Source organism: Nakamurella multipartita DSM 44233 (genome assembly GCF_000024365.1).
Lineage (GTDB): Bacteria > Actinomycetota > Actinomycetes > Mycobacteriales > Nakamurellaceae > Nakamurella > Nakamurella multipartita.
The window spans coordinates 2,295,364-2,322,220 of record NC_013235.1; the positions used below are offsets into that span (position 1 = coordinate 2,295,364).

22 protein-coding genes and 1 tRNA gene are annotated in these 26,857 nt (G+C 69.6%); 13 read left to right on the forward strand and 10 right to left on the reverse strand.

Features of this window, described 5'->3' with window-relative positions; translation table 11 throughout:
- Positions 1 to 280: 280 nt before the first annotated feature.
- The 5 genes from NAMU_RS29220 to NAMU_RS10375 form a co-directional block, all read right to left on the reverse strand.
- The gene (locus NAMU_RS29220; protein ID WP_138180080.1) at positions 281 to 1,741 is read right to left on the reverse strand and encodes an AlbA family DNA-binding domain-containing protein; all 1,461 of its coding nucleotides are present in this window, start codon (positions 1,739 to 1,741) and stop codon (positions 281 to 283) included.
- 414 nt (positions 1,742 to 2,155) lie between these two features.
- Positions 2,156 to 2,515: a hypothetical protein gene (locus tag NAMU_RS29225; protein ID WP_015747353.1), complete on the reverse strand. Its 360-nt coding sequence runs from the start codon at positions 2,513 to 2,515 to the stop codon at positions 2,156 to 2,158.
- Between the two features lie 1,372 nt (positions 2,516 to 3,887).
- Complete coding sequence (locus NAMU_RS29230) at positions 3,888 to 4,286, reverse strand: COG3415 family protein (RefSeq protein WP_015747354.1); 399 nt, start codon at positions 4,284 to 4,286, stop codon at positions 3,888 to 3,890.
- Positions 4,287 to 4,611: 325 nt separating this feature from the next.
- Positions 4,612 to 5,706, reverse strand: a complete 1,095-nt coding sequence (locus NAMU_RS10370; RefSeq protein WP_015747355.1) for an IS110 family transposase — start codon at positions 5,704 to 5,706, stop codon at positions 4,612 to 4,614.
- 286 nt (positions 5,707 to 5,992) lie between these two features.
- Entirely contained in the window at positions 5,993 to 6,814 is an 822-nt protein-coding gene (locus NAMU_RS10375) for a hypothetical protein (protein ID WP_052307892.1), read from the reverse strand.
- Between the two features lie 185 nt (positions 6,815 to 6,999).
- Between NAMU_RS10375 and NAMU_RS10380 the strand changes: the two genes are divergently transcribed.
- The gene (locus NAMU_RS10380) at positions 7,000 to 9,000 is read left to right on the forward strand and encodes a SpoIIE family protein phosphatase (RefSeq protein WP_015747357.1); all 2,001 of its coding nucleotides are present in this window, start codon (positions 7,000 to 7,002) and stop codon (positions 8,998 to 9,000) included.
- 24 nt (positions 9,001 to 9,024) lie between these two features.
- On the opposite strand, the gene NAMU_RS27280 is transcribed toward NAMU_RS10380, so the two are convergent.
- From NAMU_RS27280 to NAMU_RS10405, 5 genes are all read right to left on the reverse strand, one after another.
- The gene (locus tag NAMU_RS27280) at positions 9,025 to 10,047 is read right to left on the reverse strand and encodes an ANTAR domain-containing protein (protein ID WP_015747358.1); all 1,023 of its coding nucleotides are present in this window, start codon (positions 10,045 to 10,047) and stop codon (positions 9,025 to 9,027) included.
- Between the two features lie 468 nt (positions 10,048 to 10,515).
- A tRNA-Arg gene (locus tag NAMU_RS10390) sits at positions 10,516 to 10,590 on the reverse strand.
- Positions 10,591 to 10,717: 127 nt separating this feature from the next.
- Positions 10,718 to 11,788: a DUF3592 domain-containing protein gene (locus NAMU_RS10395; RefSeq protein ID WP_015747359.1), complete on the reverse strand. Its 1,071-nt coding sequence runs from the start codon at positions 11,786 to 11,788 to the stop codon at positions 10,718 to 10,720.
- 78 nt (positions 11,789 to 11,866) lie between these two features.
- Positions 11,867 to 12,733 (reverse strand): DUF305 domain-containing protein, encoded by an 867-nt coding sequence (locus tag NAMU_RS10400; protein ID WP_041368719.1) that lies wholly within the window; start codon positions 12,731 to 12,733, stop codon positions 11,867 to 11,869.
- An 8-nt stretch (positions 12,734 to 12,741) separates the two neighbouring features.
- The gene (locus NAMU_RS10405) at positions 12,742 to 13,650 is read right to left on the reverse strand and encodes a DUF3105 domain-containing protein (protein WP_015747361.1); all 909 of its coding nucleotides are present in this window, start codon (positions 13,648 to 13,650) and stop codon (positions 12,742 to 12,744) included.
- A 250-nt stretch (positions 13,651 to 13,900) separates the two neighbouring features.
- On the opposite strand from NAMU_RS10405, the gene argS reads away from it, so the two are divergent.
- From argS to NAMU_RS10465, 12 genes are all read left to right on the forward strand, one after another.
- Positions 13,901 to 15,565 carry an arginine--tRNA ligase gene (gene argS, locus NAMU_RS10410; protein ID WP_041368722.1) on the forward strand — a complete coding sequence of 555 codons (1,665 nt, stop codon included), beginning with the start codon at positions 13,901 to 13,903 and terminating at the stop codon, positions 15,563 to 15,565.
- Positions 15,562 to 17,016, forward strand: coding sequence for a diaminopimelate decarboxylase (gene lysA, locus NAMU_RS10415; RefSeq protein WP_015747363.1), 1,455 nt, complete (start codon positions 15,562 to 15,564; stop codon positions 17,014 to 17,016). The genes argS and lysA overlap by 4 nt, the downstream gene beginning before the upstream one ends.
- A complete protein-coding gene (locus NAMU_RS10420; protein ID WP_015747364.1) occupies positions 17,013 to 17,264 on the forward strand; it encodes a hypothetical protein in 252 nt (83 codons plus the stop codon). The genes lysA and NAMU_RS10420 overlap by 4 nt, the downstream gene beginning before the upstream one ends.
- Positions 17,261 to 18,580: a homoserine dehydrogenase gene (locus NAMU_RS10425; RefSeq protein WP_015747365.1), complete on the forward strand. Its 1,320-nt coding sequence runs from the start codon at positions 17,261 to 17,263 to the stop codon at positions 18,578 to 18,580. The genes NAMU_RS10420 and NAMU_RS10425 overlap by 4 nt, the downstream gene beginning before the upstream one ends.
- 8 nt (positions 18,581 to 18,588) lie before the next feature.
- Positions 18,589 to 19,701, forward strand: a complete 1,113-nt coding sequence (gene thrC, locus NAMU_RS10430) for a threonine synthase (protein WP_015747366.1) — start codon at positions 18,589 to 18,591, stop codon at positions 19,699 to 19,701.
- On the forward strand, positions 19,698 to 20,600 hold the full coding sequence (thrB, locus tag NAMU_RS10435; protein WP_015747367.1) for a homoserine kinase: 903 nt from the start codon (positions 19,698 to 19,700) through the stop codon (positions 20,598 to 20,600). Before thrC ends, thrB begins: the two co-directional genes overlap by 4 nt.
- 349 nt (positions 20,601 to 20,949) lie before the next feature.
- Positions 20,950 to 23,103: a transcription termination factor Rho gene (gene rho, locus NAMU_RS10440; protein ID WP_015747368.1), complete on the forward strand. Its 2,154-nt coding sequence runs from the start codon at positions 20,950 to 20,952 to the stop codon at positions 23,101 to 23,103.
- Positions 23,096 to 23,524: a PPOX class F420-dependent oxidoreductase gene (locus NAMU_RS10445; protein ID WP_015747369.1), complete on the forward strand. Its 429-nt coding sequence runs from the start codon at positions 23,096 to 23,098 to the stop codon at positions 23,522 to 23,524. Before rho ends, NAMU_RS10445 begins: the two co-directional genes overlap by 8 nt.
- A 144-nt stretch (positions 23,525 to 23,668) precedes the next feature.
- Entirely contained in the window at positions 23,669 to 23,881 is a 213-nt protein-coding gene (gene rpmE, locus NAMU_RS10450) for a 50S ribosomal protein L31 (protein WP_015747370.1), read from the forward strand.
- A 298-nt stretch (positions 23,882 to 24,179) separates the two neighbouring features.
- Positions 24,180 to 25,265: a peptide chain release factor 1 gene (prfA, locus tag NAMU_RS10455; RefSeq protein ID WP_015747371.1), complete on the forward strand. Its 1,086-nt coding sequence runs from the start codon at positions 24,180 to 24,182 to the stop codon at positions 25,263 to 25,265.
- Positions 25,262 to 26,158: a peptide chain release factor N(5)-glutamine methyltransferase gene (prmC, locus tag NAMU_RS10460; RefSeq protein ID WP_015747372.1), complete on the forward strand. Its 897-nt coding sequence runs from the start codon at positions 25,262 to 25,264 to the stop codon at positions 26,156 to 26,158. The genes prfA and prmC overlap by 4 nt, the downstream gene beginning before the upstream one ends.
- Positions 26,155 to 26,805, forward strand: coding sequence for an L-threonylcarbamoyladenylate synthase (locus tag NAMU_RS10465; protein ID WP_015747373.1), 651 nt, complete (start codon positions 26,155 to 26,157; stop codon positions 26,803 to 26,805). The genes prmC and NAMU_RS10465 overlap by 4 nt, the downstream gene beginning before the upstream one ends.
- The last annotated feature ends 52 nt before the right edge of the window (positions 26,806 to 26,857 follow it).

Here is a 26,857-nt window from a genome sequence, read left to right on the forward strand (position 1 = left end):
GCCGGTAGGCGCCGATGTGAAACCCCTGAAGTCCCAGCATTCTGTTGCCCGCTGCTTTCAAAATTGCTATAGGGTCAATGACGCTATGAAGGTACGGCTTGCACGTCTGCAGTATTGTTGCAGGTGTCGGCTTCGCGCCGTTATCGACCGTTCGTCGATCAACTTCTGCCTCACGTTTAACCGCATCAGCCCTTCCCGCTCGAGATGGTAGGTGTCACACCGGTGTCGCACCCTCACCAGAGCGGGGAGGACTCACACTTTTTGCCCTAGGCTGGGCTGATCAATTCTGTGGCTGGCTGAACGCCTCCTGAAACTCTTCGGTCGTCCCGAGTCCGCGGAGTAATGCTCCAATGAGCCTTTTAGCTACGACTCCCGGATGTTCGGTCATTTCGGTGAGTGTCGCCGTTGTCGTTCGCCGGTAGCTGTCTTGGTCGTAGTGCGGGCCTCGGGGTGGAAATCTCTGAGCCCAGACAAGACTGCGGCGGCCTTCGAGGCCGGTTGCTGCGATACCGAACAGCCACCCCGAGTGGTACCCAGTGAGTACTGATAGCATCCGCGCCCAATGAACCAGCCGGACCGCATATGCGACTGCGAGGCCGTCGAAAATGACTGACTCTGGCGTGCTTCGACTGTTGCGACCAGCATATTCCTCGGTCATGCGGCCGACCATGGCCCGTATCCCACCGTCTTCGTGCACTTCGATATCGACAGTATCACTCTCGAAATCACCGTCGGGTCGGTATCGTCGGCCATCCGAGAGCGTTTGACTGCAGTACGCACGCCCCGTCGACCGTATCGCGATAGATGACGCATAGCCAGGTGACGGTTCATAGATTCGAACACTCTGGTGGACGAACTGCTCGGCTCCAGCTGTGATCGTGCGGTACGGTTCCGCCATCGGCCCTTGCGCGCTTTCAAGCAGTGTAAGAGCAAGTTCGTCGTGGTCGATTTCGGGCTGCGCGACCAGATACAAGTGACCGCGCCGTGCCTGCCCAGCGGCGATGATCGGATCCCGGTCGATCTCGGCCTGCAGCAGGTCCTCGATCCGGCTCGTCGTGTCGCGACGTGCGGCGTGGTACCGCGTTACCTCCGCGTCGGATAGCCTATTGCGACGGGTCTCACCACGGCCGTAGTAGATGCCACCGACCATGTGGGGTGCCCGCGGCGAGACTGGGACCTGGATCACGACGTAGCCCTGAGTTGGGTCTTCCGCAAGCGCCAGTACGCGGATCGCGATCGACAGCGGAGGATCGATCTGGCTGTTCGCGATCTGCTCGATGCGCTCCTGCAGGCCCACCAACTTCTGTGGTGTCAGCGTCCAAGTTCTTGTGGCCTTGTCCTCTTCGACGCCGACGATGACAGCGCCACCATCGATGGCGAACTGAGCGAGGTCGCGCGCCAGCTCGGCCCGGTCGCCCGGTTTGACGCCGATCTCGCGCTTGATATCCAGGTGGTGAGTCTCTGTCAACATCCCAGCCTCGACCACAGACCGCAATTCGTGCTCAGACTCTGGTGCCCAAGTGCTTTCGACCATAAAGCAGACACTATCTGGTTGACCGCTTGCGATCCGTGCGCCGCGCTCGGAGCCCAACAGCAACTCGAGCTTTTCTAACGGCAGGCGGCGGTCACCGCCACACCTTCCACGCGTTTTGACACCATGGCGACCTGGGAGGCATGCGAATAGCCCACCTTGAAGCGTTTCCGTGAACGGGTTTATGTCTGCCGGTTCAGAAAGATGCATCGTTCGAGGCTGGAGAACATGATCCCTTGAGCCAGTCGCACCCTATGCCTTTGGAAAAGACCTGAGCTGGTCAGATCGTATTGGCGTTCCCGACTATACTCGTGTCTAAACTACCTCAGAGATGCTATACTGCTAAGCAATGAGTAGTCCAATAGTAGCCATTGTGGTTGAATTCGATCAGGAAAAGAACGCCGGCCTCGTTGGACTTGATGGCAAGACCTTGCCATTCTCCTATCGTGACGGTGAGTCAGTCGTTTGTAGTAACGGCACAAACGTCCGCTTCTCCGGTAAACACCATCAGGCTAATGGCTGCTCCTTAAAGATTCCGACTTCGGGTGATGCTCTTGTTCTCCATTCAGGACAGGAGTACCCGACATGGGCCTATTTCCGATCTTGGGAGTACGCTCGCGCCCGTCAAGAAACAGTGTAGTGTGTGGATTGGTGATATTGGTCGCCATCCATTCCGCGTGCCGTCGAGCACTGAGTCTCGCATTCTCTTGCGCCATTGGGGGCATCGAGTCGCCATGACGTTTCGATCGAGGATCGACCGTCCGTTCTGCTCGCTGGTTTCGAGGTCAGAATGCGGTTCTCAACATCAATGGTCTCGAGAAGAACTTCCGAGTCCGCAATATCAAAGTGCTGATGAAGGAGGGTTACTCCGAATCGCTGCAGCGCACCGTGCCGTTCAAGAACTTCTCTGATCTCCGCGAACACAGCATCATCAGCAGCGCTCACCGGTCGAACCTCGTTGATGTCCGGGAGACGAGTACTCATCGGTGATCCTCTCGATCGGCGTAGGCGAATCGCAAAGCGTGGAAACCAAGCTTCGGATGCGTACAGGATATAGTCGCTTCCTCCTCTCCGCTCGTTGGGCTTTCTCAAACTGTCGGCCGGTGTCCCCTGTGCTCGTTGGTGGGCCTGTCGTTGCCGTCAACCATGGAAATTTGACTGAGTGTGGCGGCCCCGTGGCGGCCCCGGCGAGGCGCTGTTATCACGGTTCACACTTTTGGGCGACACGCGTTGGGCAGACCGAGCAGTTGGTAGTCGGTCACGGCCTCATTCGGAATACCGTGACTTGGCGCCCGTGACCATGTCCCTACTTCTCGGGACTTGCGATGAACTAGAAGGTCGTCCAGACTCCAACACAAGCCACAGTGCCAGGGGGCCACTGTGGTGGACGGAGGGGGCTACAACGATGTCGGTGCTGGATCTGGGTCGGCTGCGCGAGCGCAAGGCTAAACTTCTCAGTGAGCGACAGGCGGCCGTGTCTTGGGGAGAGCAAGTGCTGCGTGAGTTTCACGCTGCGGCGACCGACCTAGAGACTCCCACGCTCGGTAACCCCGACTTCCTTAGACGCACTTTTGGGACACATGCTCAACGCGGAGTGTGGCCAGTCTTGCTGGAGTATCGGAGCGATCGGGACCTCATCATCGAAATTTGCTTCGGCGCTGCGGTGACGCGGAGCGGGGTGACCTTTGTCAAGGGGAAGCAGGCCAACGCAGCGGATACGTCTCAATGGATCGCGGTCCAGTGCGGATTCTCGATCGAATTGATGCAACGTGCGGTTGAAAGTGCGCTCCTGGGGGATCCGTGGACGTCACTTGATGCTGCCAAGCTAGCGCCAAGTAGCCGCTAGACTTTTCGAGTCCTGCCGAAAGGGGCATGACCATGTCGTACACACCACCGCCAGATCATGGAATCCACCGCCCGACAGATGCCGAAGCCGCCAAGCGGATTGCCGATCAGCAAAAGAGGCAGCTCGAGGAGGAGCGACGGCGAAGGGAAGAAGCATTGCGTGCCGAGTCGCGCCGACGCGCGGGTGAATCATCTCAGCAGAAGTAATTGACGCAGCAGGCGCGACAGCGCATACTGCGTAAAGATGAGTCGATCACCGAAGAGTATTTCCTCAAACGAGGCGTTGGCTTGGCGCAATCCTGTTCATTGTGGGCTTTTGTTGCCTTGCTGTGTTTGTGCTACTCTTCACTGTCGGTCGCACGATAAATTGGGTGCTAATTGCCACGGGTGTCGGCGCACTGACATTTGGAGCTGTGCTCACGGGACGGCCACGTGCGCTGATTGACTTCCTAGTTTCAATTGTGCCTTGGGCGTGACTTCAGTCTTCAACCATTGTCTTGCATCGCCTGAGTCACTTCTCTCGTGTGGCCTGCCTACCACCCCGCCTGCCACGCATCTGAACACCGTGGCGCTTGAGCGTCTCGTTGACTGTCGACGGATACTCGCCCAGGATCGCAGCGACCTGAGCACAGGACTTGCCTGCCTCGTAGAGCTTGATGGCCTCCTCGACCTGGGCTCCGCCAAGGCCGGCTGGCCGGAGTGGTATGCCGAGTTCGCGAAGCGCCTCAATGACGGTGTTCTTGGTCAGGTCGTACTTGCGGGCAACGGCTCGAGCGGAGGATCCGGCTTCGTAGGCCGCAGCGACTTCCTGTTTGATGCCGGCGGAGACCCGCGCACCGATCTTGACTGGTGCACGGCGGCGAGAGGAGTGGCTGGACTGCGTGACCGTGACCTTCGGGAAGACGGGCATCGGCGGAAGAGTTGAATACCACCCGAGAACGCCCACGTCGACGGATCACCTCCGTTTCCTCCGGACTGTGTGGGATGCCGGCCGCAGGCGCCCAGGCTGACCAACTCGGCGCCGAACCGGGCGAATCGGGCCTGGTTTCGCCGAGTTGACGCTTCTATGTTTGTCAACCCTGCTAATTGATCTTCTTCGCGGCCCAGTGGTGCACAGCCGGTTGACTTGCACCGGCCGTGCGCCAGGCGCCTTTCGGGCAGGGCTGAACAGGCCTTCCTCGATCCGCTGGAGAAACGGATGTGGGCCGGCCGGGCGGTGGTGGGCGGGGACTGGGTCAGGCGGCCGTGGCGGCCTGACCGTTGGTCATCGTCGGGTTCAACGCCTCGATGGTGCGCAGGATCTTGAACATCTCGCGGGCGATGTACCGCTTGAGCATCCGGCGGATCTCTTTGGCCGTCAGGCTGCCGCTGCGCCGGCGGATGTAGTCCTGGGTTCGCTCGTCCCACTGGGCCCGGGTGACCGCGACGGTGTGCAGGGCCCGGTTCAGTTGGCGGTCGCCGCCCCGGTTGAGCCGGTGCCGCACGATCCGGCCGCTGGACGCCGGGACCGGGCTGGCCCCGGCCAGCGCCGCGAACGCCGCCTCGTCCCGGCAGCGGCCGTGGTGGCTGTAGGACACGATCAGCTGGGCGGCGACGACCGGGCCGACGCCGACCTGCTTGAGCAGCTGCGGAGCAGCGTCCTGAACGATCGTCGTCAGGCTCTTGCCGTTGTCCCGGATCTGCTGATCCAACTGGATGATCGCGTTCGCCTTGCGGCGCAGCACGACCAGCCGGGCCTGCTCCTCGATCGGCCGCCCACCCCGGCAACGAGACTTGGCCAGCTTCTCCAGATCTGTTCCACTCAAACCTTTTCGGCGCAGCGCCTGGTGCTCGGCGGTGCCGGTGAGCAGCTCGGCCAGCAGCTGGTTGTGCAGCTGGGTCCGGTGCCGGGTCATCTGTTCCCGGTCCACCACCAGCAGCCGCAACGCCTCCCGCACTCCCTCGCCGGTCCGCGGCGCCGGTACCCGCTCCACCGCCATGGCCAGCACCTTACGAGCGGCTAGCACCGCATCGCCCGGGTCGGACTTGCCGCGCCGGCCCCGCTCCCCGCGGGAGGGCCGCTCGACCTCGACGACCCGGATCCCGACCGCTTCCAACGCCCGGCACAGCCCCGCACCGTAGCTGCGGGTGCCCTCCAACCCGACCAGGAACCGGCCGGAAGGCACCACCCGCAGGATCCAGGTCACCACCTGGGCGTAACCCTGCTCGTCGTTGTCGATCGTGATCTGCTCGATCACCGCCCCGACCGGGGACACCACAGACAAACTCGTCGTGTCCACATGGGTGTCACCGCCGATGACGGCGTCGACCGAATCTGCCACAGTAGGCATCAGCTCGTGCTCTCCTTCCAGAGCTCGGGTCAACAAGGGTCGACGCCGGCCTGGAGGACCCACCCACGGCACATCTGTGACGGGTCACCCGGCTCTCCGCGTGAACGGGGAACAGGGACAGGCTTCTTATCAGGCCAACAGGTGAGCAGGCCGGCGTCGGCGCCCGGGACGACACGTCAACTCAAAGGCACACCGAAGTGGCCGAATCAGCACCGAGCCAATCCCGAACACCAACCCCGAATCCTGGTCGAACACCCACCAGAACCGGCCTACCAACACTCACAGATCAGCTCGACCCAGGGGAGTGGTGGGTGGGAGCGCCGGCGACCAGCTCGTCCAGGTCGGTCACCGCGGGCAGCTCGTGCAGGGCGGCCATGATGTGTTTCTCCCACAGCTCGCGCAGCCGTTCCAGGATGACCGAGTCCTCGGTGATCCGGAACTCGTCCAGGTGCGCGCTGCCGTTGCGATAGATCGCCAGGTCGTAGGGCGGCCCGACGGACAGGTTGGCCCGGGCCGTGCTCATCATCGACGCGAGCGCGATCTTGGCCGCGACGGCCAGGTTCGCGTGGGCGCGGACGGCGATGTCGAGCATGAACTTTCCGTACTTGGACTCGCCGATCTGCAGGAACGGCCGGTCGTCGGAGGCCCGGATGTAGTTGCCCTCCGGGTAGATAAGCAGAATGTCGGCGGCCGCGTCACCGATCTGGCCGCCGAGGATGAAGGTGGCGGTGCCGTCGGCGCCCGAGGACATCAGCCCGGCCCGGTGGGCGTCCACGACGATCCGGCTGACCCGGCCGACGTACAGGGCAGCCTCGTACATGGTGGTCACGGTGGCCAGCGACTCGGCCGTCCCGGGCGCCTGCAGATCGTGGGCCAGCCGGTCGAGCACCTCCTGGGTGGTGGCCAGGTTGCCGGCCGATTGCAGGACGAAGGTGCGATCCGGCCCGGGGGTGAAGACATGCAGCTTGCGGTAGGTGCTGATGTTGTCCAGGCCGGCATTGGTCCGGGTGTCGGACATGAAGACCAGACCGTCGTTCAGTCTGATGGCCAGGCAATACGTCACGGCGACCCCCTGGTTCTGCTGGCCGGCCCGCGGCAGGCCGGGCACGCAGAGTGGCCCGGTTCCCCGAATGCGCCGGTCATCGGATCCGCTTGCCGTGCATGTCGCCGTGATGATCGGGAACAGGGTCATTGGTGGGCGGTGCGCGCGCGATCACCGTCCATCCGGATGCCCGGCCGGTTCAGCAGCGAGCCGGCCGGGTCATACCAATCACCAGATGCGAGGCTGGAGTCGTGAACGGGCCGGACGCAACTGCCGACGAGGATGGAATCGACGCCGGGGTGGTCGGTGACGCGTCCGTGCTGGCCCGGGTGTTCGAGGACTCGCCGGCCATTCACGTCGCCCTGCAGGGACCCGAGCACACCATCGTCGCCATCAATGCGGTGACCCGGCGGCTGCTGGGGGATCGCCCGACGCTCGCCCGGCCGTGTGCGGCCGCCATCCCCGAACTCATCGGCCGGTCATTGCTGGACCGCCTGGACGAGGTCTACGCCTCCGGTCAGCCCATCACCGCCCGGGATCGGCGGGTGCACCTGGACGGCGGCGCCGAGGACGAGATCGACCTGGAGTGGTTCGTCACCTTCATCATCTCGCCGTGGCGGTACGCCGACGGCACGATGCGTGGCGTCATCGTGCAGGCGGTGGACACGACCTCGCAGCTGCAGGCCCGCCGCCAGGCCACCCAGAGCGGCAGCGAGTTCCGCCGCCGGTACCGGGCCGCCCTGGACGTCATCGACGAGCTGCAACGCACGTTGCTGCCCTCCAGCCTGCCGGTGCTGCCGCAGCTGGAGCTGGCTGCCCGGTACCTGCTGGCCGACGTCGAGCACGCCGCCGGCGGCGACTGGTTCGACGGGTTCATGCTGGCCGACCACCGGCTGGCCGTGGTGGTCGGCGACGTCGTCGGGCACGGGGTGGCCGCGGCCGGGGTGATGAGCCAGCTGCGGTCGGTGCTGTCGTACCTGTTGGACACCGGGGTGGAGCTGGCCGAGGCGGTCACCCAGCTCGACCGGTTCGCCTCCCGCACGCCGGGTGGGTTCGCGGCCACCGTGTGCGTCGTGCTGGTCGAACCGGCCAGCGGCGCGATGACGTACGTGACCTGCGGGCATCCCGCGCCGATGGTCGTCGACGCGGACGGGGTGGCCCGATTCCTGCCGCTGTCCGGGCACCGGCCGCTGGGCGCCGGAGCGTCCGCCGCGCCGATCACCGATTCGCTGGGGATCGGGGAGGTGCTGGTGCTGTTCAGCGACGGTCTGGTCGAGCGGCCGGATCGGACCTGGGAATCGGGCCTGGCGCTGCTGGCCACCATCACCGGGGACGCGGTCCTGGGCCGCGACCTGCCGGAGGGTTCACCCGAGTCGGTCCCCGAACGGGTGTGCGCCCACGCCGTGGAGATGATGACCCGCCCGGGCCACCTGGACGACGTCACCATGGTCGCGGTGCAGCGGCGCGCGGTGCCGGTCGAGCCCTGGTACGCCGAGTACCCGGCCCGAGCGGACCGGTTGGAGCTGATCCGGGCCGATCTGCGCAGGTGGCTGCGGGAACGGATGGTCTCCGCCGAGGACGAGACCGCGCTGACCCTGGCGGTCAGCGAGGCGGCGGCCAACTGCATCGAGCACGCGTACCGGGACGGTGACGAGGGCACGATCCGGATCCAGGTGAACCTGACCACCAAGGGTGACGCCTTGCTGGTGGTCGCCGACGAAGGCGGGTGGCGGGACCCGATCACCAAGGCCGGTACTCGAGGCCGGGGCCTGGCCATGGTGGCCGACGCGGTCGACGACTTCTCGATCGACACCGAGACCGGGGGCACCGTGGTGCGGATGCGGCGGCGGTTGCACCGGCCGGTCGGCATGCTCGCCGGAGACGGCGTGGTCGAGGTCGGCAGCGCCGAATTCCGGGCCGAACCGTCCGGGCCGATCGGGGCCCGGGTCATCACCGTTTCCGGCTCGGTCGACCTGGCCTCGGTGCCGGTGCTGCGCCAGGAGGTGCTGCGGGCCGGCCGCGGCGGCGAGCTCCCGGTGACCATCGACCTGACCGCGGTGACCCACCTGAGCAGCGCCGGGGTGCAGATGCTGCACACCCTGTCTGCGACCGGGCAGCCGGGCGCGTTGCGGCATCCGCCGGTGCTGATCGCCGCGTCCGGATCACCGGCGGCCTACGTGCTGGACCTGGCCGGGCTGGTCCGGACCAGTGACGTCACCGACCGAAGCGATCGAGCCGACCGGCACGACTGACCCGCCTCGACTGACCCGGCTCGATCAGCCGGCCAGGGCGGCGTCCAGGGTGGCGTCCAGGGTGGCGAACGAGGTCAAGCCGGCGGAGCGCACCGAGGGCAGCGAGGACAGCTCGCCGAACGCCACCCGCATGGGGGTGCCCTTGCCCTGGCACCGGCGGTGGAACTGGGTCAGCACAGCCAGGCCGACCGATCCCAGGTGTCCCAGGTCGGTCAGATCGACCACCACCGGGGTCGGCCGCTCGGCCTGCCCGACCAGGGTCGCCAGCAACGCGGTGAACTGCGGACCCGTGGACAGGTCCACATCGCCGGCGACGTGCAGCACCGGGATCCCGTCGATTATCGTCGTGGTGGCGGCCAGATCACCGGCGGCCACCGGCCCCTCGGCCGACTGCTGACCGCCGGCCAGGCCGAAGAAGACCTCGTCGAGCAGGCGGCGGCTGTCCCCGCTGAGCGGCATCCCCTGGGAGGCCGCCGAGATCAGCGTCTCGGACAGATCGCGGAGCTTGACGTTGGAGCGCTGCGAGTACCACTTGAGCAGGTCGAAGGCGGCCGCATCGTCCATGCCGTAGACGAGCATCAGCGCGCCCTTGGCCTGGTCGATCGCGGCCCGGGACACCCCGGCGGCCTCCACCGCGGCATGGGTGGACTCGGCCAGGTCGCGCTGGAAGCTGCCGGTGATGTCGATCATGAACCCACCGATCCCGGTGATCGCCCCGGCGGCGTCGTGTTCGGCGTTGCCGACGGTCACGATCAGGCGCTCGACCTGCCGGCTGTCCAGGATGCGGTGGCGTGAGGCGAAGGGCGCCCCCTCGCGCAGCGCGGCCAGGACCGACTCGGCACTGCCGGACCGGTCGTCCGGGTGCTGGTGGGCGATCATCAGCGCCGTGGTCGGCACGATCTCGTGCGGCCCGAACCCGTACATCAGGTAGATCTCGTCGGACCAGTCCCACGATTGGGCGGCCAGGTCGTAGCTGAAACGACCGATCTGCTCGATGGAGGACCCCGAGACGGCGGCCACCGCGCCCGCCAGCGGGTCCGTCACCATCCGTCACCAAGCCTGTCGTCCGTGGCCCGTTCGGCCTGTTCGAGTGCCGAACCTGTGCGTCCGGCGGTACTCCGAGCGCATCCAATCATAGGAAGCGACACGACAGATCACCCGACGGACCTTTACCGAAGTACCGAGAAACGGGTACAAGCTGATGCAGGCGCGTCACCCAGATCCCGGGACAGTGGAAGCGCGTCAGGCCTGGCCGGTCAAACAGTCGGCCGGTTCAGGCCGCCCCGGCCTGACGACGGCGTCCCGGTGACTCACCGGGACGCCGTCGTACCCCGGAGGCAGTCGTACCCCGGAGGCATTCGTGCCCGGGACGCAGTCGTTCCCAGACGCGAAAGTGGCTTCGGAGTGGTTGGGTCGCGCCGGTACCCGGCTGGTCGGGCGGGGAGGTGGCCGCGATCGCGGAGCCGAGGAGCGGGCGCCGATCCGATCGGTGTGGTGATCGGATCAGCCGCGCCATGGTGCCCCCGGCAGGATTCGAACCTGCGCACCCGCCTCCGGAGGGCGGTGCTCTATCCCCTGAGCTACGGGGGCGCGGCCCGCAACATTACCGCATCGCGGGGGGCCGGTTGACCACCTTTGCCGGTGCGGCCGCCGATCGGGATCCGACGCCCGCGGCCCGGCGTGATGTGGCGCACAGCCAGCGGGTTTCGGGCCGGCGTCAGAGCACGAGAACGGCGACGACGGCCACCAGGGCCCCGACCGCGGCGATGCCGCCCACCCACAGTCCGATCCGGGACTGGGTGTCGAACGCGGTGCTCCACCCGGCCCGCCCCAGCGTCGTCTTGATCAGGGATTGCAGCTCGCCCGAGTCCAGCGTGTAGTCGACGACCTTGCTGACCCCGTCGGGGCCCAGAGCCCAGATCTTCTCGGTGCCCACGGCCCACACCCGCCCGCCGACCGCCGACCCGCGGCCGGTCAGCCGCGGCTGCAGGCGACCGTCCAGGCCGGCCGACCACTCGAGCTCACTGAGCAGATCCGACCGGGCCGCCTTGGCCGCAGCGACCGGGGTCAGGGTGGTGGAGTACGACTTGGTCAACCCCTGCCGCTGCAGCAGCGCCCACCAGCGTTGGTCGGCCAGGTCGACCCGGACGGTGACCGACGGACCCTGGCGGTCCACCGTGTACGGCGTGCCCGCGGTCCGGCGGGCCAGGTCGCCCACCACCTCGTCGAAGGTCCAGGGCCGGCCGATGTCGGCGGCCGCCCCGGGATCGCCGGGGAGGGGCCCCGGGCCGGTGCCGGCGGGCACCGGTCCGGCCGCGCCGGCCCGGCGGCGCAGGCCGAGCACCAGGATGACCGCGCCCAGACCGCCGAACAGCACCGCCATGCCCAGTCCGGCCCACAGCAGCAGGGACGCGCCGCCCTCGACGGTGCTGGCCCACACCGCGTCCGCCGGCCGCGCGGGCGGGAAGGCCACGGCGACCACGTCGCCGACGGCCGGGTCGCCGCCGGTCCGGATGCCGCCGATGTCGTCGATCCGGTAGATCTGCCCGTCGACGGCGAACTGGACGTCGAAGTCCCGGCTGGTCTTGGTCGAGCCGTTGCTGCGGGTGGTGTGCTCCTGCACGTCCACCACGGTGGCCTGGGCCCGTCCGGTGTAGGCGGAGTAGTCCTTGGACCCGATCAGGACGAACACCACGCCCAGGATCAGGCCGACGGCCAGGAAAACTGCACCGACGATGATCATCAGTCGGTTGCGGGGCGCGGGTCGGTCGGGCGTGGTGCTGGTCATGGTGGGCGGGTCCTCAGGCGGATGGGGCGGTCGGTCGACCCACGCAGGACCGCGGTGCGGGCCGGGAAATACCTTCGCTCAGCTGGTCGGGGCGGGGAGCGGCTCGGCGCCCCGCTCCTGCAGCATCTGGGTCATCACCGAGATCTCGGCCGACTGCGAGTCGGCCATCTTCTGCGCGAAGTTGCGCACCACCGGGTTGGTGGCGTGCTCGGCGGCGTAGGTCATCATGCCGGCCCCGCCCTGGTGATGACGGATCATCAGTTGCAGGAAGTAGATGTCGGACTCGGTGCCGCGCAACGCCTTGAGCCGGGCGATCTCGCTGTCGGTGGCCATGCCGGGCATCAGCGGAACCTGATCGGCGGAGGTCTGCGGCGCGCTCGGGTTGGTGGCCGCGCCGCCGGCCGTGGTCGACCCGGCGGGCATCGACATCTGCGTCATGGCACCGGCGCTCGAGCTGGCCGCAGCCATGTCGTGCCCACTGTGGTCGGCGCCCTGCATCCAGCTCATCCGGGTCGCGTCGGTGGACTCGGGCAGGTCCCACAACGACAGCCAGCCCTGCATCTGACCGATCTGGTCGGTCTGGGTGTAGCCGATGTCGTAGGCCATCACGCCGATCTCAGGGTCCTCGGTGTTCAGCTCGGCGTAATGCGCCATGAGCACGCCCTGATCGTGATGCACGATCATGTCCCGGGCGAAACCCGCGTCCACCGAGGAACTGTCGGGGTTGGCCGGGGCCGACCGGAAGCTGCCGCTCAGGGCCAGGCCCAGGGTGGCGCCGACCAGCAGCAGCACGACCGCGCCGGCCGACAGCAGCAGGATCGCCATGCCCCGGGACCGGGCCGGCCGCTCCCCGGCCGCCCGGCCGGCCGGGGTGTCGACCCGCGGATCGACTCCGGGACCCGCCGGTTCGGCGGGCCGGTCGGGTGGGGGCGGCGTGTTCGTCATGGCCGGGCTCAGCCCGCGCTCGGTGTCTCGACGGCCGAGGTGGCCGCCGGCGCCTCCGCCGTGGACACGGGGGCGGACGCGGTGGCGTCCACCGACTGATCACTGCTGGCCACCGACATCTCGGTGGAGTTGACCACGCCGCCGGTGCCCGACATCGGCACCGCGTCGGCCCCCGGCGGGTTCGGATCGAACGCCGGCGGGTTGGTCACGTCGAACGAGGGCTGCTGGCAGGTCGCGCCGGTCTCCGGGTAGACCCACCGGTTCTGCCGCAGCGCGGTGACGAACTGCTTGACCCGTTCGTCGGAGGCCGAGTCGACCTTGAGCTGGTGGGCCCAGGCCTGCAGCGAGATCGTCGAGTCCAGACCCGGGTAGGGGGTCAGCGTGGTGAACGGCTGGCCCTGCACCAGGCTCTTGAGGGTGGCCAGGTCGGCCGCGGAGATGGTGTCCGGGTTGTAGGTGATCCAGACGGCGCCGTGCTCCAGGGTGTGCACCATGTTCTCGCTGCGCACCGCGCTGTCGTAGACGATGCCCATGCAGTTGGCCCAGGTGCCGTCGTGCGGGCCGCCCACCGGGGGATACCGGTTGTAGGCCACCCGCTGGTCGGCGTTGATGTGGATCGCGGCCTTGTAGTCGACGTAGCTGGCCGGCCCGTCGGCGGTGGCCGGGGTGTTGGCGCCGATGTAGATGCCGGGAATGTTCACCGACGGATCGGGATTCTCGACCGACGGCGTCCACGGGGCGAGCGCGTCGGCGACGGCGTTCTTCTCCTGGGTCTTGCTGAAGACGACGTAGAAGATGCCGGCCGCCAGGGCGACGACCACCAGCACCGCGCCGATCGTGAGCCACGGCAGGCCCTGGCGTCGGCTCACCACGGGGGCCGGGCTGCGGGTCTTCTTCGTGCTCTTGCCACTGACCATGAGCGGTGCTGTCCTTGCTGTCGATCGGTCTGTCGAATGGAGCGTGATTCGGGCGATCGAATCGAGCGGCCCGACACCCGGGGTCGTCTGCGCGGCTCGCCCGCCGGCCACTTGCGCGAGCCGACCGCCCAGTTTACGAGCCGGCCCGTGGCTTTTGTGTGAGCGTGCCGTGGCGCACATTCGGGATCGGCCGGGCCCGGCCCCGCGGGCCGTGGCAATTCGGGTGGCCAGAGCTTCCTAGAATGACCCGGTGGATCCCGTGCAGTTGGCCGATGCCGTTCGGCGTGCCCTGACGTCGGCGGTCGCCGCCGGCGACCTCGCGGTCGAGGTGCCGGCCGACATTCCGTTGGACCGACCCAAGTCCCGGGAGCACGGCGACTACGCCACCCCGGTGGCGATGAAGCTGGCCAAGGCGGCTCACCGGCCGCCGCGGCAGATCGCCGAGATCATCGCCGCGCACCTGGCCGACGAGCCCGGGATCGCCGGCGTGAGCATCGCCGGGCCGGGCTTTTTGAACATCTCGGTGGAGACCGCGGCCGCCGCCTCGCTGGTCGGCCGGATCGTGGCCGACGGCGCCGCCTACGGCCACGGGGACGCGCTGGCCGGCCGCCAGGTCAACCTGGAGTTCGTCTCGGCCAACCCGACCGGGCCGATCCATATCGGCGGCGCCCGTTGGGCCGCCGTCGGCGACGCGTTGGGCCGGATCCTGAGCACCCAGGGCGCCACGGTCATCCGCGAGTACTACTTCAACGACGCCGGCGCGCAGATCGACCGGTTCGCGCGCTCGCTACTGGCCGCCGCCCGGCAGCAGCCGGCGCCCGAGGACGGTTACGGCGGGGACTACATCGTCGAGATCGCCGGCCGGATCACGGCGGCCAACCCGGGCGCGCCGCAGCTGCCCGACGACCAGGCCACCGAGCTGTACCGCGCGCAGGGCGTCGAGCTGATGTTCGACGAGATCAAGGCCACCCTGCACACCTTCCGCACCGACTTCGACGTCTACTTCCACGAGAACTCGCTGCACGAGAGCGGGGCGGTGGGCCAGGCGGTGCAGCGGCTCAAGGATTCCGGGCACCTGACCTTCAATGACGGCGCCTGGTGGCTGAACTCCAAGGCCTACGGCGACGACAAGGACCGGGTGGTCATCAAGTCCGACGGCCAGCCCGCGTACATCGCCGGCGACCTGGCCTACTTCCTGGACAAGCGGGCCCGCGGCTTCGACCTGTGCATCTACATGCTCGGGGCCGATCACCACGGGTATATCGCCCGGCTCAAGGCCGCCGCCGCCGCGTTCGGCGACGATCCGGATGTGGTCGAGGTGCTCATCGGCCAGATGGTCAACCTGGTCCGCGACGGCGAGCCGATCCGGATGAGCAAGCGCGCCGGCACCGTCATCACCCTGGACGACCTGATCGAGGCGCTCGGGGTGGACGCCGCCCGGTACGCGCTGATCCGCTACTCGGTGGACACCACGCTGGACCTGGACCTGGACCTGTGGACCCGGCAGACCAGCGACAACCCGGTGTTCTACGTCCAGTACGCGCACGCCCGGCTGGCCTCGCTGGCCCGCAATGCGGCCGACCTGGGCATCGAGCTGGGCCTGCGATCGGGAGGGGCCTACGACCCCGCTCTGCTGGACACCGCCCGCGAGTCCGAGCTGATCGCCCTGCTGGCCGCCTGGCCGGGAGTGCTGGCCACCGCCGCAGAGCTGCGCGAACCGCACCGGGTCGCCCGCTACCTGGAGGATCTGGCCTCCGGCTACCACAAGTTCTACGACTCGGTCCGGGTGCTTCCGATGGGTGACGAGGAGGCCGGGCCGGCGACGATCGCCCGGCTGTGGCTGTGTGCCGCCACCCGGCAGGTGCTGGCCAACGGTCTGGCCGTGCTGGGCGTCGACGCGCCGGAGCGGATGTGAGGACGCACCCCGCGGGGCCGCGTTCGGGGGAACTGCACCCCGACCGCCCCGGACACGGAGCCCCCACCGACCTCAACCGGCTCGACCCGCTGGTCTGGCCGCGCGGGGCCACCCGCAGCCAGGACGGGGCCCTGAACCTGGCCGGCCTGGACGCCCGCGACCTGACCGCGCGGCACGGCACCCCGCTGATGGTCATCGACGAGGCCGACTTCCGCAGCCGGTGCCAGGACTTCGCCGACGCGTTCGGCGGCGCGGCCAGCGTGCACTACGCGGGCAAGGCGTTCCTGTGCAGCGAGATCGTGCGCTGGCTGGCCGACGAGGGACTCTCGCTGGACGTGTGCACCTCCGGCGAGCTGCGGCTGGCCCTGCGGGCGGGGTTCCCGCCGGAGCGGATCGCGCTGCACGGTTCCAACAAGTCCGACGCCGAACTGGCCATGGCCGTGCAGCACCGGATCGGCGCGATCGTCGTCGATTCGTTCCACGAGATCGCCCGGCTGGCCGGGCTGGTCGAGGACCGCGCGTCGGATCCGGTGCCGGTGATGATCCGGGTCACCGTCGGCGTCGAGGCCCACACCCACGAGTTCATCGCCACCGCGCACGAGGACCAGAAGTTCGGGTTCTCGCTGACCGGTGGGGACGCGGCCGAGGCGGCCCGCCGGGTGCTGGCCCTGTCCGGTCTGCGGCTGATCGGGCTGCACTCGCACATCGGTTCGCAGATCTTCGACCCGTCCGGCTTCGAGGTGGCCGCGCACCGGGTGGTCGGCCTGCTGCGCACCATCGTGGAGGAATTCCCGGCGGCCGCGGACACCATCACCACCCTGGACCTGGGTGGTGGCCTGGGCATCGCCTACACCTCCGACGACGATCCGCCGGCGCCGGACGTCATGGCCAAGTCGCTGATCGAGATCGTCACCCGCGAGTGCCAGCTGGCCGGGCTGACCGTGCCCGCGGTCATGGTCGAACCGGGGCGGGCCATCGCCGGCCCGGGCACGGTCACCCTCTACGAGGTGGGCACCATCAAGGACGTGACCCTGGACGGCGGGCTGACCCGCCGGTACGTCTCGGTGGACGGCGGGATGAGCGACAACATCCGGACCGCCCTGTACGACGCCGAGTACACGGTCACCCTGGCGTCCCGGTCCTCGGACGCCACCCCGGTGCTGTCCCGGGTCGTCGGCAAGCACTGCGAGAGCGGCGACATCGTCGTCCGCGAGTGCTACCTGCCGGCCGACCTGGCCATCGGCGACCTGCTGGCGGTGGCGGCGACCGGCGCGTACTGCTACGCCATGTCCAGCAACTACAACCGGGTGCCCCGCCCGGCCGTGGTGGCGGTGTCCGGCCAGGGAACCGGCGGATCGGCCGGAACCGACGGAGCTGCCGGCGGTGCCACCGACCGGGTGGTGCTGCGCCGCGAGACCGACGACGACCTGATGCTCTTGGAGACCCGGTGACCAGTCCGAACGACGACCGCCCCGATCGGGACGGCGCCGACGCGCCCGCCAAGCCGCCGTCGCTGGTGCCCGGCGTGGTGCTGCTGATCCTGGCCGGCGTGCTGATCGTGATCACGCTGATCAAGCCGGACCTGCCGCAGTGGCTGACCATCACCATCGCGGTCGCGGCGATCGTCGTGGTCATCGCGCTGTTGATGTACGCGTTCCGGGTGTTCCGTGACGTCACCCGGCCGGGAGGCTCGCGATGAGCGCGGGTTCGACCCGGGCCGTGCGGGTCGGCGTGCTGGGTGCCGGCGTGGTCGGGTCCCAGGTGGTCCGCCTGCTGATCGAGCAGGCCGACGAGCTGACCGCGCGGGTCGGCGCGACGCTGGAGCTGGCCGCGGTGGCCGTGCGCCGCCCCGAGCGGCACGCCGACATCCCCGCCGCGCTGCTGACCACCGACGCCGCCGCGGTGGTCGCCGACCCGGAGATCGACGTCGTGGTCGAGGTGATCGGCGGCATCGAGCCCACCAAGGACCTGCTGCTGACCGCGCTGAACCGCGGCGCCGGCGTGGTCACCGCGAACAAGGCCCTGCTGGCCGAGCACGGGCCGCAGCTGTACCAGGCGGCGGACGCGGCCGGTGCGGACCTGTACTACGAGGCCGCCGTGGCCGGCGCCATCCCGCTGATCCGGCCGCTGCGCGAGTCGCTGGCCGGTGACCGGATCCAGCGGATCATGGGCATCGTCAACGGCACCACCAACTTCATCCTCTCGGCCATGGTGGAAAGCGGGATGGGCTACCAGGAGGCGCTGGCCGAGGCGACCCGGCTGGGTTACGCCGAGGCCGACCCGACCGCCGACGTGGACGGGTTCGACGCCGCGGCCAAGGCCGCCATCCTGGCCTCCATCGGCTTTCACACCCGGGTCGGCGCCTCCGACGTCTACCGCGAGGGCATCGCCGCGGTGTCCGCCGCCGACATCGCCGCCGCGCGTGAGATCGGCTGCACGGTGAAGCTTCTGGCCATCTGCGAGCGGGTCCCCGGGCCCGACGGCAGCCCCGGCGGGGACGCCGTCTCGGCCCGCGTGCACCCGGTCATGATGCCGACCAGCCACCCACTGGCCACCGTCGACGGCGCCTACAATGCCGTCTACGTGGAGGCCGAGGCGGCCGGCCGGTTGATGTTCTACGGGCCCGGCGCCGGCGGGGCGCCGACCGCGTCGGCCGTGCTGGGCGACCTGGTCGCGGTGGCCCGCAACCGGGTCGCCGGCGGGCGCGGGCCGCGCGAATCCTCCTACGCGGCCCTGCCGATCCTGCCGATGGGCGACGTGCTGGCCAAGTACCACATCAGCCTGGACGTGGACGACAAGGCCGGCGTGCTGGCCGCGGTGGCGACCGCATTCGCCGATGCCGGGGTGTCGATCTCGACGGTCCGGCAGGAGGGCCGAGGGGACGACGCCCGGCTGGTCGTGGTGACCCACAGCGCACCGGACGCCGCCCTGGCCTCCACGGTGCGGCGGCTGGCCGACCTGGATTCGGTCCGCGCGGTCACCTCGGTGATGCGGGTGACCGGAGACATGCGATGAGGAGCCCGATGGATGCACCCGTGTCGGACGCGAGCGTGACCGGGATCGCCGGCGGGGCCGGGGCCGGGTGGCCGGGGCTGATCGCCGCCTACGCCGACCGGGTCGCCGTGCCGCCCGGGGCCCGGGTGGTCACGTTGCTGGAGGGCGGCACGCCGCTGCTGCCGGCGCACACCCTGTCCGACCGGCTGGGCGTGCAGGTCTACCTCAAGGTCGAGGGGGCCAACCCGACCGGCTCGTTCAAGGACCGGGGGATGACGGTCGCGGTCACCCACGCGCTGGCCCGCGGTGCCCGCGCGGTGATCTGCGCCTCCACCGGCAACACCTCGGCCTCGGCGGCCGCCTATGCGGCCCGGGCCGGACTGACCAGCGCGGTGCTGATCCCGCAGGGCAAGATCGCCAGCGGCAAGCTGGCCCAGGCCGTGGCCTACGGGGCCCGGATCCTGCAGGTCGAGGGCAACTTCGACGACTGCCTGGAGCTGGCCCGCAAGACCGCGGCCACCACCGACGAGATCGAGCTGGTGAACTCGGTCAACCCGGTGCGGATCGAAGGGCAGAAGACCGCCGCGTTCGAGATCTGCGACGTGCTGGGCCGGGCCCCGGACGTGCACTTCCTGCCGGTCGGCAACGCGGGCAACATCACCGCGTACTGGAAGGGGTACCGCGAGTACCACGCGGACGGCGTCATCGACGCTCTGCCCCGGATGTTCGGCTTCCAGGCCGCCGGCGCCGCGCCGCTGGTGCTGGGCCATCCGGTGCGCGACCCGGACACCATCGCGACCGCGATCCGGATCGGCGCCCCGGCGTCTTGGAGCGGGGCGATCGGCGCCCGGGACGAGTCCGGCGGTCTGATCGACATGGTCACCGACGACCAGATCCTGGACGCCTACCGGCTGCTCGCCTCGACCGAGGGCGTCTTCGTCGAGCCCGCGTCGGCCGCGTCGGTGGCCGGGCTGACCGCCACCGTCGCCGACGGCCGGTTGCCGGCCGGGTCGCTGGTGGTCTGCACCGTCACCGGCAACGGGCTCAAGGACCCGGACACCGCGATGTCGTTCATGACCGAACCGGTCGTCCTGCCGGTCGCGGCCGAGGCGGTCACCGACGCCCTGGGGCTCACCGGATGACCCACGGCGACGGGCCGTCGTTCGCCCTGCAGGTCCCGGCCACCTCGGCCAACCTCGGACCGGGGTTCGACAGTTTCGGGCTGGCGCTGGCCCGCTACGACGAGGTCACCGTGTGCCGTACGGACGGTCCGCTCGAGGTCTGGGTGTCCGGCCACGGCGCCGGGCAGGTCCCGCTGGACGGGCGGCACCTGGTCGTCCGGGCGATGACCGAGGCCTGCCACGCCGCCGGGATCGAGCTGCCCGGGGTCCGGCTGACCTGCCTGAATCGGATCCCGCACGGCGGGGGACTGGGCTCCTCGGCCTCGGCCATCGTCGCCGGGCTGCTGCTGGGCCGGGAGCTGGCCGCCGCGGCCGGCGCCCCGCGGTTGACCGACGAGACGGTGCTGGCCCTGGGCACGGCGATGGAGGGCCATCCCGACAACGTTGCCCCCGCGCTGTTCGGCGGTTTCACCCTGGCCTTCACCGACGACACCGGGCAGCCGGTCGCGATCCGCCGGGAGGTGCACCCCGACATCCGGGTGGTCGTCTTCGCGGCCGAGGAGGCCAGCTCCACGCACCACACCCGCGGGCTGCTGCCGGCAACCGTGCCGCACGCCGACGCCAGCGCCAACGCCGCCGCCGCCGCGGTGCTCGTGCACGCTCTGACCTGCGATCCGGCCTTCCTGTACGCCGGTACCCGGGACCGATTGCACCAGCACTATCGCGCCGCGTCGATGCCGGCGACGGCGCAGCTGATGGCCGAGCTGCGCGAGGCCGGGTACGCCGCGGTGGTCTCCGGGGCCGGGCCGTCCGTGATCGCCCTGGTCACCGGCGAGTTCGACGTCTCTCGTTGGCGGCGAGCGGGTTTCGACGTCGACTTCGTGCCGGTCTGCACCACCGGCGCCCACCTGCTGCCGTAGTGCCCTCGCGACACGCTCACCCTTAGTTGCCGTTGCGCCGGCAAAGCGGTTACTGTTGAAGGCGATCACCGGCTGTACCCGCCGCAACGAGGGCGTTCAACCGAACGACACCGACTGCGAGCCGGACGTCGACGGTGGGTTATTCCCGCCGCTCCCATCCTGAGCGATTTCGCTGGCCTCGACCACACTGACGGCCGCGGAAGCACCACAGGTCCGGTTCGCTGCATGGCGACCTCAGACCGGGTGATCGAGGAATGTGGCGCATCCCGTGACGGGTGCGTCGTGGCAGCCGCCGGACGGCGGCGCTCAATCCCGGTCGAGCATATTCGGCCGGACAGGAAGGATCTTCGTGACGGAAACCACGGAGTCGCTCGAAGTTCCCACCCAGGACGCCTCCTCCGAGGCGCCACGCGCGGGCCGGGGACGGTCCCGCAAGGGCGAGGGACTGTCGGGCATGGTGCTGACCGACCTCAAGGCGATGGCCTCCCAGCTGGGCATTCGCGGCACGTCGGGCATGCGCAAGGGCGATCTGGTCGCCGCGATCACCGCCAAGCAGAGCGGTGGTCACGCCGGCGCGCCGGCCGCCCACGAACCCGCCGGCCCGACCAACGGGTCGGCTCCGGCCACCAACGGTCATGCCCGCGAGCCCGAACTGCCGCTGGGCGAGATCGCCCCGCCGGCCCAGGCGGCGCCCGAACGCAGCGCGCCCACCCAGGACCGCTCGCCGGCCGAGCCCGAGGGCGGCCGGACGGCCGACCACGGCGCCGACACCGCCGGGCCGGGCGAGCCGGATCGCAGTGCCGACCGGGGGACCGACAACGGTCCCGCCGAGGGCGCCGACGGGGCCGACGGTGGCGAGGACGGCCAGCGCAACCGCCGCAACCGGCGCGGACGCCGTGACGGCCGGGACAACCGCAACGAGGGCCGGACCGACAACCGGTCCGAGGTTCGCACCGAGAACCGCCCCGAGGCCGCGGCCGACGGCGGCTCGGCCAACGGCGTCGCCACCGCCAGCGGTGACCGGGCCCAGCAGGGCCGTGACCAGCAGCGGGACCAGAACCGTGACCAGGGCCGGGACCGGGACCAGAACCGGGACGCCAACCGCGGCCAGGCCGGCAACCGCTCGGACAATCGCTCGGACAGCCGTCCGGACAATCGTTCCGACAACCGGTCGGACAGCCGTCCGGACAATCGTTCCGACAGCCGTTCCGACAGCCGTTCCGACAACCGGTCGGACAACCGGCGCGACGACGATGAGGACGACGGCCGCGGCCGCCGGGGTCGCCGCTACCGCGACCGCAACCGGCGGGGCAGCAGCCGCGAGCGCTACGCCGAGGGCCCCAGCGAGCCGGAACTGCGCGACGACGACGTGCTGGTGCCGGTCGCCGGCATCCTGGACGTGCTCGACTCGTACGCCTTCATCCGCACCTCCGGGTACCTGACCGGCCCGAACGATGTGTACGTCTCGCTGTCCCAGGTCCGCAAGAACGGCCTGCGCCGCGGCGACGCGGTCACCGGCGCGGTCCGGGCGCAGCGCGAGGGGGAGCAGCAGCGGCAGAAGTTCAACGCCCTGGTGCGGCTCGACTCGGTCAACGGCCTGGATCCCGAGCAGGCCCGCAACCGGCCCGAGTTCACCAAGCTGACCCCGCTCTACCCGAACGAGCGGCTGCGGCTGGAGACCGAATCGCACCTGCTCACCACCCGGGTCATCGACCTGGTCATGCCGGTCGGCAAGGGTCAGCGCGCGCTGATCGTCTCGCCGCCCAAGGCCGGCAAGACGATGGTGATGCAGGCCATCGCCAACGCGATTGCCAAGAACAACCCCGAGTGCCACCTGATGGTCGTCCTGGTCGACGAGCGTCCGGAAGAGGTCACCGACATGCAGCGATCGGTCAAGGGTGAGGTCATCGCCTCCACCTTCGACCGGCCGCCGGCCGACCACACCATGGTCGCCGAGCTGTCCATCGAGCGGGCCAAGCGCCTGGTCGAGATGGGCCGCGACGTGGTCGTGCTGCTGGACTCGATCACCCGGCTGGGTCGGGCCTACAACCTGGCCGCCCCCGCGTCCGGCCGGATCCTGTCCGGTGGGGTCGACTCGACGGCGCTGTTCCCGCCCAAGCGGTTCCTGGGCGCGGCCCGCAACATCGAGAACGGCGGCTCGCTGACCATTTTCGCCTCCGCTCTGGTGGAGACCGGATCGGCCGGCGACACGGTGATCTTCGAGGAGTTCAAGGGCACCGGCAACGCCGAGCTCAAGCTGGACCGGCGGCTGGCCGACAAGCGGATCTTCCCGGCGATCGACGTCGATCAGTCCTCGACCCGTAAGGAAGACCTGCTCATGTCGCCCGACGAGCTGGCCGTCGTGGTCAAGCTGCGCCGGGTGCTCGCCGCGCTGGACACCCAGCAGTCGATCGAGCTGGTCCTGGACCGGTTGCGCAAGACCCGCAGCAACATCGAGTTCCTGATGCAGGTGGCCAAGAACACGCCGGGCGGCAGTGACTGATCACGCGCCGGGTCCGGCCGAGCTGCTCGGCCGGGCCTCGTACATGCTGCTGACCACCTTTCGCCGGGACGGCACCCCCGTGCCGACCCCGGTGTGGGTGATGCCGGCCGACACCGCCTGGCCGGGCACCGCCGGCGATCAGCTGTGGGTGTGGACCAACCCGAGCGCCGGCAAGGTCAAACGGCTGCGCCGGGACGGGCGCTGCGAGGTGGCGCCGTGCACCATGCGCGGCGAACCGCTGGGCCGCTCGGTGCCGGCCGTCGGGCGGGTGCTGCCGGAATCGTCGGTGCCCCGGGTGCTGGCCGCCCTGACCCGCAAGTACCGGCTCTCGGGCCTGCTGGCCACCCTCGGCCCCCGCCTGGGCCTGTCCCCGGTCGGCGTCCTGGGCATCCGGCTGGCTCCCGCAGCCGCCCCGGAATAGGCCGCGCGGTCGCGGCGTTTGGCATAACGACCGTCCGATCTGGCACACTGGTCGGTCGAGCCCGGCTCCGGTTCACGCCCGCGCGCAACGACGCGGGCGACCCGGCGGCCCCCTGCAAGGCTCTCCCAGGAAGAGGAACGCACGATGAAGACTGGCATCCACCCGACCTACGTGACCACCGAGGTCCACTGCGGTTGCGGTAACACCTTCACCACCCGCAGCACCGAGACCAGCGGTCAGATCCACGTCGAGGTCTGCTCCAACTGCCACCCGTTCTACACCGGCAAGCAGAAGATCCTGGACACCGGCGGCCGGGTCGCGCGCTTCGAGGCGCGGTACGGCAAGCGCAGCCGTTAGCACGTTCACGGCGCCCGCCAGCGCTCTCTCCGGAGAGCCGGCGGGCGCCGTTGCGCGTTCCGGGGCCTCCCCCCGTTGCGCTGATCAAAGCCGGGCGCAACCGGACGGATCGCCCGCGGCGATGCGGCTTTGATCAGTCACCCTGTCCCTTCCGGTGACGCCACAGAGGCGTGAAAATGTGCACCAGCAGCACCACCAGCCTCATGCGTACCTATTTTCCGGTCAGCGAAGCAGGGCGGCGAGTCGCGAGGACGGCGGGATCCAGGCAGGCGGATCGGCAGACAGGAGGAGCGGGCAGATGAGTACGCAGAGCGCACCGGCAGTGGATGCCCTCGTCGCCGAATACGAGGATCTGCAGGTCAAGCTGTCGGACCCGGCGGTGCACGCGGATCAGGCGGTCAGCCGCAAGCTGGGCCGCCGCTACGCCGAGCTGACCCCCATCGTGACGACCGCCCGCGACCTGGCCGCCACCCGCGGCGACCTGCAGGCGGCCCAGGAACTCGGCGCCGAGGACGCCGGGTTCGCCGAGGAGGCCCGGACGCTGGCCGGCCGGGTCGACGAACTCGAGCAGCGGCTGTCCGAGCTGCTCGCGCCCCGCGATCCGGACGACGGCAAGGACGTGCTGGTCGAGGTCAAGGCGGGGGAGGGCGGCGAGGAGTCGGCCCTGTTCGCCGGCGACCTGCTGCGGATGTACCTGCGCTACGCCGAGCGGCGCGGCTGGAAGACCGAGGTGCTCTCGGCTACCGAGTCCGACCTGGGCGGCTACAAGGACGTCACCGTGGCGGTGAAGTCGCCGGCCGCGACCCCGGACGGGGTCTGGGCCCGGCTCAAGTTCGAAGGTGGCGTGCACCGCGTGCAGCGAGTCCCGGTCACCGAATCGCAGGGTCGCGTGCACACCTCGGCCGCCGGCGTGTTCGTCGCGCCCGAGGTGGAGGACGTCAACGACGTCGAGATCGCCGACGCCGACCTGCGGATCGACGTGTTCCGCTCGTCCGGACCGGGCGGCCAGTCGGTCAACACCACCGACTCCGCGGTGCGCATCACCCACCTGCCGACCGGCATCGTCGTGTCCTGCCAGAACGAGAAGTCGCAGCTGCAGAACAAGGAACAGGCCATGCGGATCCTGCGCGCGCGGATGCTCGCGGCCGCCCGGGCCACCGCGGACGCCGCCGCGGCCGACGCCCGCCGTTCGCAGGTGCGCACCGTCGACCGGTCCGAGCGGGTCCGCACGTACAACTACCCCGAGAACCGGATCGCCGACCACCGGGTGGGCTACAAGGCCTACAACCTGGACGCGGTGCTCGACGGCGATCTGGACGCGGTCCTGGACGCGCTCTCGGCGGCCGACCGGGCCGAGCGACTGGCCGGCGCCGGGTCCGCATGAGCCGGCATTCGCTGCGCGCGGCCATCCTGGACGCCACCCGCACCCTGGAGGCGGCGGGGGTGGCCAGCGCGGACGTCGACGCGCAGGAACTGGCCGCGCATCTGATGGGCGTGCCGCGAACCCGGCTGGGCCTGACCCCGCTGGTCGAGCAGTCCTTCCTGACCGACTACCAGGCCCTGGTGGAGCGCCGTGCGCAGCGGATCCCGCTGCAGCACCTGACCGGGTCGGTCCAGCTGGGCCGGGCCACCGTTGCGGTCGGACCCGGGGTGTTCGTCCCCCGCCCGGAGACCGAGTCGCTGCTGGTCTGGGCCCTGCATGCGATCGCCGCCGTGGAACGGCCGGTCGTGGTCGACCTGTGCACCGGCAGCGGAGTGCTGGCCCTGGCCATCGCCGCCGAACGGCCCGACGCCCGGGTGATCGGAGTGGAACGCTCCTCCGCCGCCCTGGCCTGGGCCCGGCGCAACGTGACCAACGCCGGGGCCGGCCGGACCAAAGTCGAGCTGCGCGGAGGGGACATCTTCGACGAGCGGTTGCTGGTCGACCTGGAGGGTCTGGCCGACCTGGTCACCGCCAACCCGCCCTACGTGCCCGAGGGCACCGCGGTCGAACCCGAGGTGGCTGACCACGATCCGCCCGAGGCGGTGTTCGCCGGACCGGACGGGCTGGCGGTCATCCGGCCGCTGCTCTCGGTGGCCGCGAGCCTGCTCAAGCTCGGGGGAGTGCTGGCCATCGAGCACGACGACAGCCACGGCGAGACGGTGCCCGCGTTGCTCCGGTCGCGGCGGGTGCTCACCGACGTCGAGGACCACTCCGACCTGGCCGGCCGCCCGCGGTTCGTCACCGCCACCCGGGTGCGGATGACGACGGGCGCCGGGAAGACTGGCACACCGTGACCACCTTCGACTGCTCCGACCCGATCGAACGGCGGGCCGGCCTGGAGGCCGCCGCGCACGCGGCGACGTCCGGCCACCTCGTCGTGCTGCCCACCGACACCGTCTACGGCATCGGCGCCGATGCCTTCAACGCGGCCGCCGTCCGGGCCCTGCTGGCCGCCAAGGGCCGCGGTCCCGACATGCCCGTGCCGGTGCTCGTCGGCTCCTGGACGACCATCGACGGCCTGGTGATGGCCGTGCCGCCGGTGGCCCGCACCCTGGTCGAGGCGTTCTGGCCGGGTGGGTTGTCCCTGGTGGTGGAGCATGCGCCCTCACTGCAGTGGGACCTGGGCGATGCCAAGGGCACGGTGATGCTGCGGATGCCGCTGCATCCGGTGGCGATCGACCTGTTGCGGCTGGTCGGGCCGATGGCCGTGTCCAGCGCCAACCGCAGCGGCAACCCACCGGCCACCACCGCCGCCGATGCGCAGGCTCAGCTGGGCGAGCAGGTGTCGGTCTATCTGGACGGCGGGCCGTCGCCGATCGGCGTGGCCTCCACCGTCGTCGACGTGACCGGGGAGATCCCGCGGGTGTTGCGAGTGGGGGCGGTCCCGTTGGATCGGCTGCGGGACGTGGTCGGCGCGGTCGAGGACGCCACCGCCCGCTGACGTCGGGCGCTCGTCGATCTCTGTTCACACCGGCGTCGTGCACGCTACGCTC

Excerpts from the sequence above, each read along its gene's own strand:
- thrB (WP_015747367.1), top strand. The coding sequence starts at position 19,698 with ATGACCCACGGCGACGGGCCGTCGTTCGCCCTGCAGGTCCCGGCCACC.
- NAMU_RS10370 (WP_015747355.1), bottom strand. The coding sequence starts at position 5,706 with ATGCCTACTGTGGCAGATTCGGTCGACGCCGTCATCGGCGGTGACACC.
- prmC (WP_015747372.1), top strand. The coding sequence starts at position 25,262 with ATGAGCCGGCATTCGCTGCGCGCGGCCATCCTGGACGCCACCCGCACC.
- NAMU_RS10400 (WP_041368719.1), bottom strand. The coding sequence starts at position 12,733 with ATGACGAACACGCCGCCCCCACCCGACCGGCCCGCCGAACCGGCGGGT.
- NAMU_RS10405 (WP_015747361.1), bottom strand. The coding sequence starts at position 13,650 with ATGGTCAGTGGCAAGAGCACGAAGAAGACCCGCAGCCCGGCCCCCGTG.
- NAMU_RS29230 (WP_015747354.1), bottom strand. The coding sequence starts at position 4,286 with ATGCCCGTCTTCCCGAAGGTCACGGTCACGCAGTCCAGCCACTCCTCT.
- NAMU_RS29220 (WP_138180080.1), bottom strand. The coding sequence starts at position 1,741 with ATGCATCTTTCTGAACCGGCAGACATAAACCCGTTCACGGAAACGCTT.
- thrC (WP_015747366.1), top strand. The coding sequence starts at position 18,589 with ATGGATGCACCCGTGTCGGACGCGAGCGTGACCGGGATCGCCGGCGGG.
- NAMU_RS10425 (WP_015747365.1), top strand. The coding sequence starts at position 17,261 with ATGAGCGCGGGTTCGACCCGGGCCGTGCGGGTCGGCGTGCTGGGTGCC.
- NAMU_RS27280 (WP_015747358.1), bottom strand. The coding sequence starts at position 10,047 with ATGGTGACGGACCCGCTGGCGGGCGCGGTGGCCGCCGTCTCGGGGTCC.
- rpmE (WP_015747370.1), top strand. The coding sequence starts at position 23,669 with ATGAAGACTGGCATCCACCCGACCTACGTGACCACCGAGGTCCACTGC.
- prfA (WP_015747371.1), top strand. The coding sequence starts at position 24,180 with ATGAGTACGCAGAGCGCACCGGCAGTGGATGCCCTCGTCGCCGAATAC.
- NAMU_RS29225 (WP_015747353.1), bottom strand. The coding sequence starts at position 2,515 with ATGAGTACTCGTCTCCCGGACATCAACGAGGTTCGACCGGTGAGCGCT.
- NAMU_RS10395 (WP_015747359.1), bottom strand. The coding sequence starts at position 11,788 with ATGACCAGCACCACGCCCGACCGACCCGCGCCCCGCAACCGACTGATG.